This window comes from Zemynaea arenosa (assembly GCF_004614185.1).
Taxonomy (GTDB): Bacteria; Pseudomonadota; Gammaproteobacteria; order Burkholderiales; family Burkholderiaceae_D; genus Telluria; species Telluria arenosa.
The window spans coordinates 1-13,103 of the sequence record NZ_SPVF01000084.1 but is presented as its reverse complement, the minus strand read 5'-3'; the positions used below and the strand labels follow the sequence as shown (position 1 = coordinate 13,103).

At 65.3% G+C, this 13,103-nt stretch carries 9 protein-coding genes; 2 read left to right on the top strand and 7 right to left on the bottom strand.

Translation table 11 applies throughout. From position 1 onward, the window contains the following. Positions 1-4 precede the first annotated feature (4 nt). The 6 genes from E4L96_RS06050 to E4L96_RS06025 all read right to left on the bottom strand — a co-directional run bounded on the left by E4L96_RS06050 (position 5) and on the right by E4L96_RS06025 (position 10,440). Positions 5-988 carry a LacI family DNA-binding transcriptional regulator gene (locus tag E4L96_RS06050; RefSeq protein WP_135206320.1) on the bottom strand — a complete coding sequence of 328 codons (984 nt, stop codon included), beginning with the start codon at positions 986-988 and terminating at the stop codon, positions 5-7. A gap of 263 nt (positions 989-1,251) precedes the next feature. After that, on the bottom strand, positions 1,252-4,086 hold the full coding sequence (locus E4L96_RS06045) for a beta-mannosidase (RefSeq protein ID WP_135206319.1): 2,835 nt from the start codon (positions 4,084-4,086) through the stop codon (positions 1,252-1,254). Further along, on the bottom strand, positions 4,083-5,600 hold the full coding sequence (locus E4L96_RS06040; RefSeq protein WP_135206318.1) for a tryptophan halogenase family protein: 1,518 nt from the start codon (positions 5,598-5,600) through the stop codon (positions 4,083-4,085). Before E4L96_RS06040 ends, E4L96_RS06045 begins: the two co-directional genes overlap by 4 nt. A 110-nt stretch (positions 5,601-5,710) precedes the next feature. Next, complete coding sequence (locus E4L96_RS06035) at positions 5,711-8,809, bottom strand: TonB-dependent receptor (RefSeq protein WP_135206317.1); 3,099 nt, start codon at positions 8,807-8,809, stop codon at positions 5,711-5,713. Positions 8,810-9,008: 199 nt separating this feature from the next. Continuing rightward, positions 9,009-9,785, bottom strand: a complete 777-nt coding sequence (locus E4L96_RS06030; protein ID WP_135206316.1) for a carbohydrate-binding family 9-like protein — start codon at positions 9,783-9,785, stop codon at positions 9,009-9,011. 121 nt (positions 9,786-9,906) lie between these two features. After that, positions 9,907-10,440, bottom strand: coding sequence for a DUF2058 domain-containing protein (locus E4L96_RS06025; RefSeq protein ID WP_135206315.1), 534 nt, complete (start codon positions 10,438-10,440; stop codon positions 9,907-9,909). Positions 10,441-10,544: 104 nt separating this feature from the next. Between E4L96_RS06025 and E4L96_RS06020 the strand changes: the two genes are divergently transcribed. Beyond that, entirely contained in the window at positions 10,545-10,919 is a 375-nt protein-coding gene (locus E4L96_RS06020; RefSeq protein WP_135206314.1) for a COG4315 family predicted lipoprotein, read from the top strand. 205 nt (positions 10,920-11,124) lie between these two features. Here the strand turns inward: E4L96_RS06020 and E4L96_RS06015 are convergent, their stop codons facing one another. Next, positions 11,125-11,337, bottom strand: coding sequence for a hypervirulence associated TUDOR domain-containing protein (locus tag E4L96_RS06015; RefSeq protein WP_135206313.1), 213 nt, complete (start codon positions 11,335-11,337; stop codon positions 11,125-11,127). A gap of 115 nt (positions 11,338-11,452) precedes the next feature. On the opposite strand from E4L96_RS06015, the gene E4L96_RS06010 reads away from it, so the two are divergent. After that, positions 11,453-12,982 carry a serine hydrolase domain-containing protein gene (locus E4L96_RS06010; RefSeq protein WP_135206312.1) on the top strand — a complete coding sequence of 510 codons (1,530 nt, stop codon included), beginning with the start codon at positions 11,453-11,455 and terminating at the stop codon, positions 12,980-12,982. Positions 12,983-13,103: the final 121 nt, after the last annotated feature.

Genomic DNA, 13,103 nt, shown 5'->3' with positions numbered 1-13,103 from the left:
AAGGCTAGTCGTCGCAGCTGCTTTCGCGCACGATGAGTTCGACCGGCAGGGTGATCTTGGTGGGGGATTCCGCCTGCTGCAGCAGCAGCTCGACGCCGGCGCGGCCGAGCGCGGGCTTGTCGACGCGCACGGTGCTGAGCGGCGGAATGGCGGCGGCCGCGGCATCGATATCGTCGAAGCCGACGATGGCGACGTCATGCGGGATCTTCATGCCTTCGGCCAGGCAGTACTTCATGGCGACCAGGGCGGTGCTGTCGTTGTAGCAGAACGCCGCGTCCGGCCGCTTGGGCAGGCTGAGCAGGGTCTGCATGGCTTCGATGACACCGTCGTCGCCTTCGCCGAGGGCCGGGACGATGACTTCCAGGTCCGGGTCCGCGTGAACCTTGGCATCGAACAGCGCTTGGCGGAAGCCGCGGTTGCGCTGCTGGATGCTGTAGTGAGCGAGCGAGCCGGACAACATCGCGATGCGCTTGCGGCCGCAGCGGATCAGGTGCTGCGCCGCGAGATAGCCGCCGCGCACGTGGTCCGGGTTGACGGAGGTGAAATTGGGACGGTGCATATCGACCAGCACGATGGGTTTGCCGATCTGATGCAGCACGTTCAGCACTTCGGGCTCGAAGAAGCCGGCGCACAGGATGGCGTCGGGCTGGTGCAGCCGGATCAGGCCGAGGACGGGCTCCGCCGGGCCGACCGCGATGAACGAGAGCGCAATGCCTTCGCGGCGGCAGGCCTCTTCCGCGCCGTGCAGGACAGGCGAGAAGAACGGGCTGGACGCGAGCGTGTTGTGCTGGCTGTGGAGCAGGAAGGCGATGCGGCGAATGCGGCCCTTCTTCAGCTGGCCGAAGTTGTAGCCGAGCCGGAGGGCGGCGTCGCGCACCAGGGCGCGGGTCTGCTCGGTCATCCCCGCCTGGTTCTTCAGCGCGCGCGAGACGGTGCCGATCGACAGGCCGGTGTGTTCCGCGATATCGCGCAGAGTGACTTGGCTCATGGCTGCACTCCCGCGTGGCGCGTTCCCCTGCGCAGCGTCATCCCATCCATTCCCGCATCTCCAATGACCGTTTTAATAAACAAGGTTTTATCCCAGCCGCTCCGGCAGCGTCAACGAAACCCGCCATTTCTGCCGATCTTTAGCCCGTTTTAGTAAACAACCTTCCACCGGGGACGTACCCCGCTCCCAGACAGGGGACGTACCCCGCCTTAGAGCTGTAGGGAGTCTCCGATTCCTTACACATGAAGTAGCAGCCCACATAATCAAAAGGCGCGTGAAATCAGAGCCTTAGACGCTGACTGATAATTTGGCGCATTTCGCAAAATCGGGGACGTACCCCGCTCTGGAGAGGGGGTACGTCCCCGGTTTTTTGGCAAAAAATGAAGGCGCAGGGAGGCGCGCAGCGCGGATAGGGTGGCGGCTGAGGTGACGCGCACGGTGACGTGCTCGCCCGGCAGCAGCGTCAATGCATTATCGGTAAGCTCGGCATCAAGGCCGGTGAAGTCGATCCACAGGGCGCGCGCGAATTTTTTGGCATGCAGGTCGAGGACGTAGGCGGCGCCTGCGCGGCGCACACCGGCGCGGACCGGGGCAGCGGGCCAGGCGATCGACTTGGCGGGAGCGAAGTAGACCGCGCCGCGGGACGGGGACTCGCCGGGAACTTGTAGGTCGAAGACGGCGACCGTGTTCGCCGGGTCGGCGCCCCCCAGCAGATCTGCGTCAGCGTAGTGCGCGAGCCGGGTAGCGGATAGCGGGGGCAGCTCGACCAACTTGCGCTCGTCGCGCAGGATGCGGCCATCGAGCGTCAGCACGCGCAGGCGGAGCTCGCCATGCAGGGCGCGCGCGCGGTCGTTGAGCAGGCTGACCTCGGTGGCGCCGGCAGTGTTGCGCAGCGCCGCTACCGCGACCGGCGCGTAGAAGCGGCGGGCGTGGAAGTGCAGCGCTTTCCAGCGGCCGAACCAGTCGACGCTGGACCACGACGCCCCCGGCCACACGTCGTTCAGCTGCCAATACAGCGAACCCATCGTGTACGGCCGGCTGGCGCGGTGGTGCAGCGCGGCCAGTTCAATGCCCTCGGCCTGCATCACCTGGCTCAGGTAGATGAACTCGGCGAAATCCGCTGGTACGCCGAACTCGGCCTCCACATACTTCATCAGCCGTTCGTTGCCCTTCCCGGCCAAGAACTTTTGATGGGCTTCGATCACCGGCGTGGCCAGGCCCTGTTCGTCACGCTGCGCAAACGCATCGACCGTGCGCTGCACCGGCCACGCCTGCAAGCCATACTCGGACATGAACCGCGGCGTGATCTCCAGGTACTTCGTTGGCGGGTAGGCGGGGTTGCCCCACACCTCCCAATGGTGCATGTCTCCGCTGGCAGACGTGTTGGCGGCCTCCGCCAGGTCGTCGCTCGGCGAACTGGCCCAGTAGGCGATGCCACCGCCTTCTTCCGCGACGACCTTGCGCAGATCGGTGCCGAACAGCTGCACGTAACCACTCCAGACCTTCGAAGCAAAAGCCGGATCGGCCTGCGCCATCTCCTTACCCGGCCCCCAGTACTTCCAGGCGATCTCTTCTTCGTTGTTGCCGCACCAGAGCGCCACACTCGGGTGGTTGCGCAGCCGGCGCACCTGGTCGCGCGCTTCGGCCACGACATTGGCGCGGAAGGCGTCGTCATACGCGGGCTGCATGCCGCCGCCGAACATGAAGTCCTGCCACACGAGCAGACCGAGCTCGTCTGCGAGGTCGAAGAAATCGTCGCTCTCGTAATAGCCGCCGCCCCAGCTGCGCAGCATGTTCATGTTGGCGTCGCGCGCGGATTGCAGGACGCGGCGCAACTGCGCTTTGGTCACGCGTGGCTGGAACATGTCGAAGGGGATGCTGTTGGCGCCTTTGGCGAACACGGGGCTGCCGTTCACAGCGAAATAGAAGCTGCGGCCTTTGGCGTCGGGCTCGCGGTGCAGTTCGATGGTGCGCAGGCCGGTGCGGGCTGTAGCGCTCGCCACCGGCGCGCCGCCGGTACTGAGGGTCAGCTCGTAGCGGTACAGAGGTTGCGCGCCGTAACCGTTGGGGTACCAGCGCTGCGGATGGGCGATGTGGAGCGGGAGTTCGATGCGGTTTTCGCCGGCGCTCAGGTCGACGCGGCGTTGGGCAGCCAGGGTGCGCTTGCCGTTTGGGGCGATTTGCCAGAGGCGCACTTCATACCCGCCCGGTCGAGCGGCGTCAGTGGTGGAGATGGCGGTGAGGTCGGCCTTGTCGGCGTTCACACGGTCCTGGCGCAGATGCAGGTTGGCGATGCGGGCGGTGCTCCAGGTTTGCAACGTGATGGGCTGGCCGATCCCGGCGGTAACGTAGCGCGGCCCCCAGTCCCAGCCGTAGTGGTAGCCGGGCTTGCGGACGAAGTTGGCAGTCATCGCGTCCTTCGGCTCATCGCCGTAGGGGGATGGGTAATTGCCGGCCAGCTTGAGCGGCATCGCCTGCACTTGCGGCAGCATCTTGGCAATCGGGGAGCGGAAGACGATGCGCAGTTCATTGTCCCGCGCGCGCAGCTGGCCTTGCACGGGCACGCGCCAGGTGCGGAAGGCGTTGGTGGCATCCAGGATGCGAGTCCCGTTGAGCCACACTTCGGCGAAGGTGTCGAGGGCGGGGAAGACGAGGTCGGCACGCGGCGCGGCCAGGACGCTGGCCGATGCATCGAAGGAGGTCCGGTATTCCCAGTCCGCGAGGCCGATCCACTGCAGCCTGGCTTCGGGGGCGCCGACGTAGGGATCGGCGATCAGCTTGTTCGCCAGCAGGTCGGTGTGGACGGTGCCGGGGACGGTGGCAGCGTGCCAGCCGGCCGCCTCCGGATGCGCCGTCACTTGCGCGCCACCCGGCAGCAGCCGAAAGTTCCAGGCTTTGCTGATGACCAAATCGTCCGACGCGGCCGCCGCGGCGGTGGCGGCCGTCAGCGCAATCCACAGCGCGAGCAAGAAGGAGACGCAGCGGCGCCACCCGCCCAGTGCGGCGACCAGCGCGACGACCCCGCTCAGGACCGCAGCATGCGGAGCGGCGGCGACGGCTCGGCGCGTCGACGGAGCGAAGTGGCGCTGTGCCGTCATGGCGCGGGCGCTTTCCAGTAGCGGTCGATCCACTCCTGGTGGCTCGGCATGGTGGCGACGGCGTCGGCAAGGGAGCGCCGCATGCCCTCGACATGCTCGACCAGCCGCTCCTCCGGCATCTCGTCCACGATGGGATGATACCCGCGCGGCACGATGCGCTGCCCCAGCATCACCTGCACCCAGCTCGGCAGCGCGAAGAAATCCTCCCCATTGCGGAAGTACCGTCCATCCGCGCGGAACAAGTCCATCGTCTCCCGCAAGCTGTCCGGAATCGACATCGTCCGGCAATAGTCCCAGAACGGCGTATCGTCCCGCTCTGTCGCGTGATAGTGCAGGATCAGGAAATCCCGAATCCGCTCATACTCGAATTCGGACTCCCGGTTGAACCGGTCAACCAGCAGCGGATTGAAATCCCGTCCCGGGAACAAACTGAGCAGCCGCGTCACCCCCGACTGTGCCAAATAAATGGAGGTCGACTCCAGCGGCTCCAGAAACCCGCTCGCCAGCCCCAGCGCCACGACATTCTTGTTCCAGCACTTGCGCCGCACGCCCGTGGTAAAGCGCAGGGCGCGCGGCTCCGCCAGCGCCTCCCCATCGAGGTGAGACAACAAGGTCGCCGCCGCCTCGTCATCGCTGATGTGCTGGCTCGAATACACATACCCATTGCCCACGCGGTGCTGCAGCGGAATCCGCCACTGCCACCCCGCCGGCCGCGCCGACGACTGCGTGTATGGCGTAATCGGATCAACCCGGGCGCTCGGCACCGCCATCGCCCGGTCGCACGGCAGCCAGTGCGACCAGTCGTGGTATCCGGTCTTCAAAGTCTGCTCGATCAGCAGCCCGCGAAACCCCGAGCAGTCGATGAACAGTTCGCCCCCGATCACCTGCCCGCTCTCCAGCGTCACCGATTCGATGAACCCATCGTCAGCACGCTGCTGCACGCTGACGATCTTGCCCTCGATCCGCTGCACACCCCGCTGCTCGCCCAGCTCGCGCAGGTAGCGCGCATACAAGGTCGCGTCGAAGTGGTAGGCATAGGCGATATCGGCCAGCGGCGTCCCCGGAGCCGCGTTGCGGTCCCGCGGCGCAAATTTGCCCAGCGGCGCCATGACCGTCTGCGGCGAATACGCGCCTATCGGCCCCGCACGCCCGGAGAGAAACAGCTTCAACCAAAACTGATGAAACGGCAACGGCCCCAGCGACCGTCCGATGGCACCGAAGCCGTGGATGTAACTGTCGCCAATCCGGCTCCAGTCGTTGAATTGAATGCCCAGCTTGACGGTGGCCTGGGTGCGCTTGACGAACTCCGCCTCGTCGATGCCCAGCCACTGCCCGTTGAACAGCCGGATGTGCGGCACGCTGGCCTCACCGACGCCGACGATGCCGATCTCTTCCGACTCCACCAGCCTCACGGTGCACGACCGGCCCAGATAAGTGGCGATGGCGGCCGCCGCCATCCAGCCCGCGCTGCCGCCACCAATGACCGTAATACTGCTGATACGTTGCGAGTCCATGCCGCGACTCCTTGCAAAGAGCAAAGAAGACGGCAGCCGCCGAAGGGGGAACGGCGGCTGCCGCTGAAAGCCCTTCCCCGCCCCTGTGCGAGGAAGGACGAAGACAGGCTTTAGAACTTGTAGTTCAGGCCCATGTACGCGATGCGGCCGGCATACCCGTTGGAGTAGAAGCGGTCCTTGGTGTCGCTGCCCAGGTGCGAGCGGGCCTCCTGGCGCGTCAGGTTCAACACCGAAGCGGTGAAAGTCAGCTGCTTGGTGATGTTGTAGGCCGCATTCAGGTCCACCTGGCTGTACGGATCTTCATACACGTTCAGGCCGTTCTGCAGCCCATCAACCACTTCGCCGCGGCGGTTGTACGACGCCCGCACCAGCACCTTGTCGTTCGAATAGAACACGGTCAGGTTGGTCTGGTTGCGGGCGCTGCCCACCAGCGGGGACTGGCCGACATCGGTGCCGTCCGCCAGGGTGATCGCCGCCTGGTTGGTCTTGTTGTACGTGTAGTTGAACTGGAAGCCGAGGCCGTTCGACAGGGTGTGCTGCGCATACAGCTCCACGCCTTCCGACACGCCGTTGCGGCCGCCCGCGCTGGTCGAGTAGTTCTGCACCGTGACCGTCTCGCCACCCACGACCAGCGGCACGTTCATCACCACCGGCACCGCGAAGTTGCTGACGTTTTTGCGGAACACGTCCACGCCCAGCACCGAGCCGCGCTGGAAGTACCACTCCAGGCCCAGGTCGAACTGGGTGGCCTTGTACGGTTCCAGTTCCTTGTTGGAACCGCTGCCGAACCAGCCCTGCTGGTCGCCGCCACCGATCAGGCGGCGGTCGTTGACGTATTCCTGGCTGTAGTTCTGCAGGCCACCCGGCGCCGCGATGTCGCCGTAGCTCGGGCGGGCGATGACCTTGGACGCCGCCGCACGCAGCAGCAGGTCCGGGGTCAGGTCGTACGCCAGGTTCAGGCTCGGCAGCACGTCGTTGTAGGTGCGGTCCAGCGAGCTGACCACGAACGACTGGGTGTGCGCGGTGGAATCCGGCAGCGTGGTGAAGCCGCTGACGCAGCCCGACCCCGCCGGTGCGCCCGCAGCCGGCTTGCCGCCTGCCTGGCACGGTGCCGGCGCGCCGTTCACGTTGAAGAAGTAGTCGTTGTAGTTGTCGACGCGGTCGGTCGAATCCGCGTGCTGCTTGGTGCGGACGAAGCGCAGGCCGACGTTGCCGCGCAGGCGTTCGGTCTTGATGTTGGCCTGCACGTAGGCGGCAGAAATCTTCTCGTCCACGTTGAATACAAAGTTGTCTTCATTGCGGGTCTGCATCGTACCGTAGGTCTGGTTCAGGTAGGCGATGTAGGCCGGGTAGTTAATCGCCGGGAAGGCACTGGCGCTGATACCGCCGGCCAGGCTGTCCAGCGAGTTCGCGTACAGGAACGAGGGCTGGAACTTGTTGGCCGACGAATCGCAGCCCGCCTGGTAGCGGTTGTCGTAGTTGCTCGGATCGGTGCCCTTGCAGACCCAGTAGTTGTTACCGGTGTTGCGGTGGGTGCCGCCATCGCGGTACTTGGCGCCGAACTGAAGGGAATCCAGCCAGCTGCTGTCGGTGTGCCAGGTGAAGTCGGCCTGCGCATACTTCTGCTTGGTGCTGTTGCGGGTCCAGGAGGACGAGGTCGAGCCGAGGTCGATCTCGCCGATGCCCTTGGCCAGGTTGGCCATCAGCTCGGGCGAGAAGGTCATGGTCGGGGTGCCGGCGGTGCTCCAGGCGCTCGCGTAGTTACCCAGGGTCCAGCTGCCGTCCGCATTCTGCACGCGCGGCTTGATCGGCATGGTGAACTGCAGCTCCGGGCCGCCGCCGGCCCAGGTCCGGCCCGCCTTGAAGTCGGCGTCCAGCGATTCGCCGCGCCATTCGGCGGCGATGTCGAAGGTCTGCGACTTGGCCTTCTCGCGGTTGTAGCTGCCGGTGATTTGCGGAGTCGGGATGGTGCAGTCGTCCGGCCCCCAGCCGCCCGGCTTCTGGCCCGCGGCCGCGGCCTGCGCCTCGCTGCAGTAGTAGGTCTTGCCCGGATGGACGCTGTAGTTGGCGCCGGTGACGATGGTGCCGCTCGGGTCGAAGGTCAATCCGTCCAGCATGCGGCCGCCCGGCCAGTTGCCGTCGCCCGCGTAGCGCGCCAGGTTCCACTCCGGGATCTTGAGCGTGTTGGTCTGCGAGTTCTGCGACAGGTCGAAGCGGAAGTAGTTGGCGGTCAGGTTCAGGTTGCGGACCGGCTTGAACTGCAGGGTCAGCTGGCCGCCCTTGCGCTCACGCTCCTCGGTGCGCACGTTCAGGTTGACCGAGGTCGGCATCATGAAGTTGGTGTAGTACTTGCCGTTCTGGTCGTAGAAGCCGGACTGGCCCCACCAGTAGGAGGTCAGGTCCGACGGCTTGCCGTTGACGTCGGTGGCCGGGTGGGCGTCGTAGTCGTCGCCGTACCACTGCCAGTTTTCGGTGGTCGCGCTCATCGTGCGCGTGGTGCGCTTCTGCTGGCTCAGGCCGACCAGCACGCCGAAGCGGCGGCTCTCGTCGTGCCAGGCGTACTGGCCGGAGAACTGGCCGTCGGTCTTCTTGCTGGTGTCGGCGCGGGTGCCTTCCACGTTCACGAACCCGCTGTTGGATTCCACGTCCAACGGGCGGCGGGTGTGCAGGATCACGGTGCCGCCGATGCCGCCTTCGTCGATGCGCGCTTCCGGCGTCTTGAACAGCTCCGCGCTGGAGAGCATGTTGGACGGCATCAGCATGTAGTTGAACGAGCGGGTCGGGTCGCCGTTCGATTCGGCGGTGGCGATGTAGTTGCCGTTCAGCTGGGTCAGCGTCAGTTCCGAGGACAGGCCGCGCACGCTCACGTTCTTGCCCTCGCCGCCGCTGCGGTCGATGATCACGCCCGGCACGCGCTGCAGGGCGTCGGCCACGTTCTTGTCCGGGAACTTGCCGACGTCTTCGGCGGTGATGACGTCGACGATGGCGTTGGCGTTGCGCTTCTGGTCGAGGCTCTTCTCGATCGAGTAGCGGTAGCCCGTGACGACCACGGAAGCCGGGGCGGCCGAATCGGATGGCGCGGCCGCTTGTGGATCGGCGGTCTGGGCCTGCGCGTTGGCCAGCGCCAGCAGGGCCGCACTGACGGCAAGTGCGATCGGCTTGGCGTGGCAGACCGGCTGCCGGGAAGCGAGAGAAGTTCTTAACGTCATGTGGGTCTCCTGGTTGAGCCCGTCGTCGGGCTTTGTTAGGGGCGGTGCGGGCAGGGATTACTAAACGGTCTGTCGCCGCGCGCTGCTGCGCGTAACCCGCTCTCCGCTCAGGAGAATTTATACAAAGTAACGTAGGGAGACTTCAACAAACTTTCAAAATCGGCACAAAGTTTAGTTTTGTTTACTAAACAAAGTTGCGTCAATTTCGCAACTCGGGGGATTTGATAGCGGTTTGGGAACGAAAACGCAGGGTGCCCCAGCGATCCGGCACATGCATGTCGATCTCGCCTTGCGGGGTCCAGACCCAGTTGTCTTCCTTCGGCTGGCCGGCGGTCCATTCCACGCGGCTGAAGTTGATGCGCCAGGTGCTGCCGTCTTTAGGCAACGGGACGGACTGGCGGCTGGCGAAGGCGCTCAGCGGGTAGGCGATTTCGACGGTCCAGCCGCGGTCCTTATCTGCGGATTGGTTGAGGGTGCCCTGCACGGCGATGGCGGTCTTCAGGCCGGCGATGTCCCAGCTGTTGTCCGGCTGGCCGTCTTCCTTGTAGGGCTTGGGCAGGAACAGGTCCCAGCCGGTGTTGAGGGCGTTGATCTCGAATTCGTAGTAGCTCCTGGTGTCCGGCAGGGGCTTGATGAAGACTTCGAAATCGTTGTCCTTGAAGATCACCGAGTCGCGCTGCGTGAGGGTGGCTTTGACGTCCGGCTCTTCCAGCTCGGCGGCGATGTAGAGGTACTGGTCGTCCCACAGCATCTTCACGCGGGTGCGGTATTTCGGGCGCGGCTTGCGGTCGCCTTCGATGTCGACGAAGTCCGTGGTCCAGGGGGCGCGCTGCCAGGCTGGGTCGTCCAGGCGGCCGTCGATGGTGATGGGGCCGCTGGCGCGCAGGCAATCGTAGACGAGCGGCACAGGCAGGTCCGCCGCGGAAGGAATGGTGGCGCTCAGGACGGCACCGAGCACGGTCGCGATCGCTTTCATGGAAGCGAAGGTAACAAGGCGCGCCTGCCACGCCAACGCTTTCCGTGGTTTGGAGCGCGATTTTAGTTTCTTTTACTAAACAGGCTCCCAATGCCGGGCCACCGGCGGACCCTGCCCGAGATCACCACATCAGGTCATCGGGAATCTGGTACGCCGCATACGGATCGTCAGGATCCACTTCCGCCGCCTTCTTCACCTGCACCACCAGCGCCGCATCGCGCTCCGCAATCTTCTCCGCGATGACGCGCGGGACCAGTTCCGTCCGCTCGCCCAGCCGCACGATCACCAGCCGCCCGGCCACCAGATGCTCGCGCACCGGCCCCGACACGTGGATGCGCTCGATCTTGCTCCCGTGCGTGAAGTTGTAGGCGATATCGCCATTGCCCTTGGGCTGGCGGTTCTTGTCCACCAGCTGCACGATCTGCGCCATGATGGCCTTCTGCGTGGCCGCCGCATCGCGCTGGGCGTTGGCCTCGCGCGCCCGTTCCGCGTTCTGGCGCTGCAGTTCCGCCGCGGCCAGCTTGGCCTCGTCCACCGACTTGGTGCCTGTGCGCAAATCGATCTTGTGCTGCTTGCTCTTTTCCTGCTGGACTTGCTTGGCCTTGGTCTTGTTGACCAGCCCGGCCTTCAAAAACTGATCCTGTAGCGATGCCATGATGGGCGCTCCTGTACGAAAACAGCTGCCAGCATAGCAAACGCCGGGCGTAGAATGGATGACTGCAGTCCCGTTCCCCGATGTACCTTTCACAGGAGACACCGATGAAATCCTCGTTTCTGAGCTGTGCAGTCCTGCTGGCCGTGTGCAGTGCGTCTGCGCTTGCGAACCCTGATGCGCCCCTGAAGAGAGCCAACGGCATGCTGGTCGACGCCAACGGCATGACCGTCTACACCTTCGACAAGGACACCGCCAACAGCGGCAAGAGCGTGTGCGTGGAGAAGTGCGCGCAGAACTGGCCCGCGGTCCAGGCCGGCGACGGCACCCTGGCCGAGCCCTACTCCGCCATCACGCGCGCGGACGGCACCAAGCAACTGGCCTACAAAGGCAAACCGCTGTACACCTTCGTCAAAGACAAGAAGGCCGGCGACAAGGAAGGCGACAAGGCGATGAACGCCTGGCACGTCGTCACCGACTGAGCGGCCCAGTCGGGCGATCGCGGAGGCCGCGTGGCCTCCGCCGGTCGCAATGGCCTGCGATCAATGGAACAGCAGGTACAGGATCACCAGTACGACACCAGGAACGCCAAGAATCCACGCCAGGAAATACTTGCCCATGATGTGCTCCTTCTGAAGTTGAATGGATGACTTCAGGATGCCCCAGGCGGACCGGGCCGTCCGTACGCTAATGCACCTTCTTCAACGCGGACGCCTTGTGCGCAGCTTCGGCGCCGGTCTTGTCGCTCACCACCAGGTATTCGGGATGGTCCGCCGACGCGGCCACGTGGTGCTGCTTGATGTCGGTGGGCGCGGTCAGCTTCTTCTTGACCGTGCCGCGCACCGTGCCCTGTGACGATTGCCACTCCACCTTGTCGCCCGCCTTGAAGGTCTCACTCATCGCGCTCTCCTCGAAACCCTGAATTGGAACACCGAACGCGGACGACCGGCCGTACGTTTCCCAGTGACAGCGCAAGGTGTGCATAATCTCGTCCAAACAACATGGAGGAGACCGCATGACCCGTACCCTCAGCCGCAACATGTGCGGCGTGCTGCTGGCGTTGTCCGCTACCGGCGCCCTCGCCCAGCCCACACCGGATGACCGCACCGCCCGCGTCACAGCGCTCACGCCCGAGATCGACAAGTTGTACGCGGACCTGGCGAACAAGCAGCATCTGCCTGGCCTGGTCTATGGCATCGTCCTGGACGGCAAGCTGGTGCACGTGAAGACGCTCGGCCTGGCCGACATCGCGCACCAGACGCCGGTGACGCCGACGACCGAATTCCGCATCGCGTCCATGACCAAGAGCTTCGTCGCCATGGCCGCCCTCAAGCTGCGCGACGAGGGCAAACTGCGGCTGGACGATCCTGTGGCCCAGTGGCTGCCGGAGCTGAAAGCCCTGCAGCTGCCGACCACCGATTCACCGGTCCTCACAATTCGCCACCTGATGACAATGTCCACCGGCCTGCCCGAGGACAATCCGTGGGGCGACCGGCAAATGAGCCTGACCAATGCCCAGCTGGAGCAGTTCGTCGGCCAGGGCCTGTCGTTCTCGAACGCGCCGGGCGTGCAATTCGAGTACAGCAATCTCGGATTCGTCCTGCTGGGGAAGGTGGTCAGCAAGGCAGCGGGGATGCGCTTCCAGGATTACGTCACGCGCCAGATCCTGCAGCCGCTCGGCATGACGCACACGCGCTGGGAATACACGCAGGCCGCGCCGGGCAAGCTGGCCTTGGGCTACCACTGGGACCATGACGCGTGGGTGGCGGAGCCGATCCTGCACGATGGCGATGCGGCGGCCATGGGTGGCTTGATCACGACAGCCGAGGACTTTGCGCGCTACGTCGCCTTCCATCTGAACGCCTGGCCTGCACGCAGCGAGCCCGATCCAGGTCCGGTGCGCCGCGCCACCCTGCGCGAGATGCAGCTGCCGCAGGTGTTCGCGGGCTACCAGTCCAAGGCGACCATGAGCGACGAGAAGACGCCCAACCCCAAGACCAACTTCTACGCCGACGGCCTGAATTGGACGCGCGACAGCCGCAACGTGGTCACCGTCGGGCATTCCGGCGGACTGCCGGGGTATGGGAGCCAGTATCGCTTTGCGCCGGACTACGGCGTGGGTGTGTTCGCGTTTGCGAACCTGCGGTATGCGCCGGTGTATGCGCCAACGGCGCGGGTGCTGGATTTGCTGGTCGAACGTGCTGCGCTTGGGCCGCGCGCAGTCGCGGTGTCGCCGGTGCTGGCGCAGCGCCAGCAGCAGGTGGCGCAGATGGTGCAGACGTGGGCGCCGGATGTCACCAACGCCATCGTGGCGGAGAACTTCTTCCTGGACCGCGCGCGCGAGGACTGGGTGGCCGCTGCCCGCACGCAGCTCGTGCCGATCGGGCGGATGGTGTCAGTGGGGCCGATGAAGGCCGAGAACCGCCTGCGCGGGACCTTCCAGCTGGTCGGCGAGAAGGGCGCCGTCGATGTCACCTTCACGCTCACGCCCGAGCGCGAACCGAAGGTGCAGCACCTGGAGCTGAAGCCCGCCGCCGCGCGCTGACCCTCGGCTCGCGCCACGCAGTTGCGCGCGCCACTGCCTCGCTGACTTTCCCGGCGTGGCGGGCAGAGTTGCGCGCCGGTTTCGCTGGCCGGGCCGTTGCCGCGCGCCGCCTGGGCCGGCT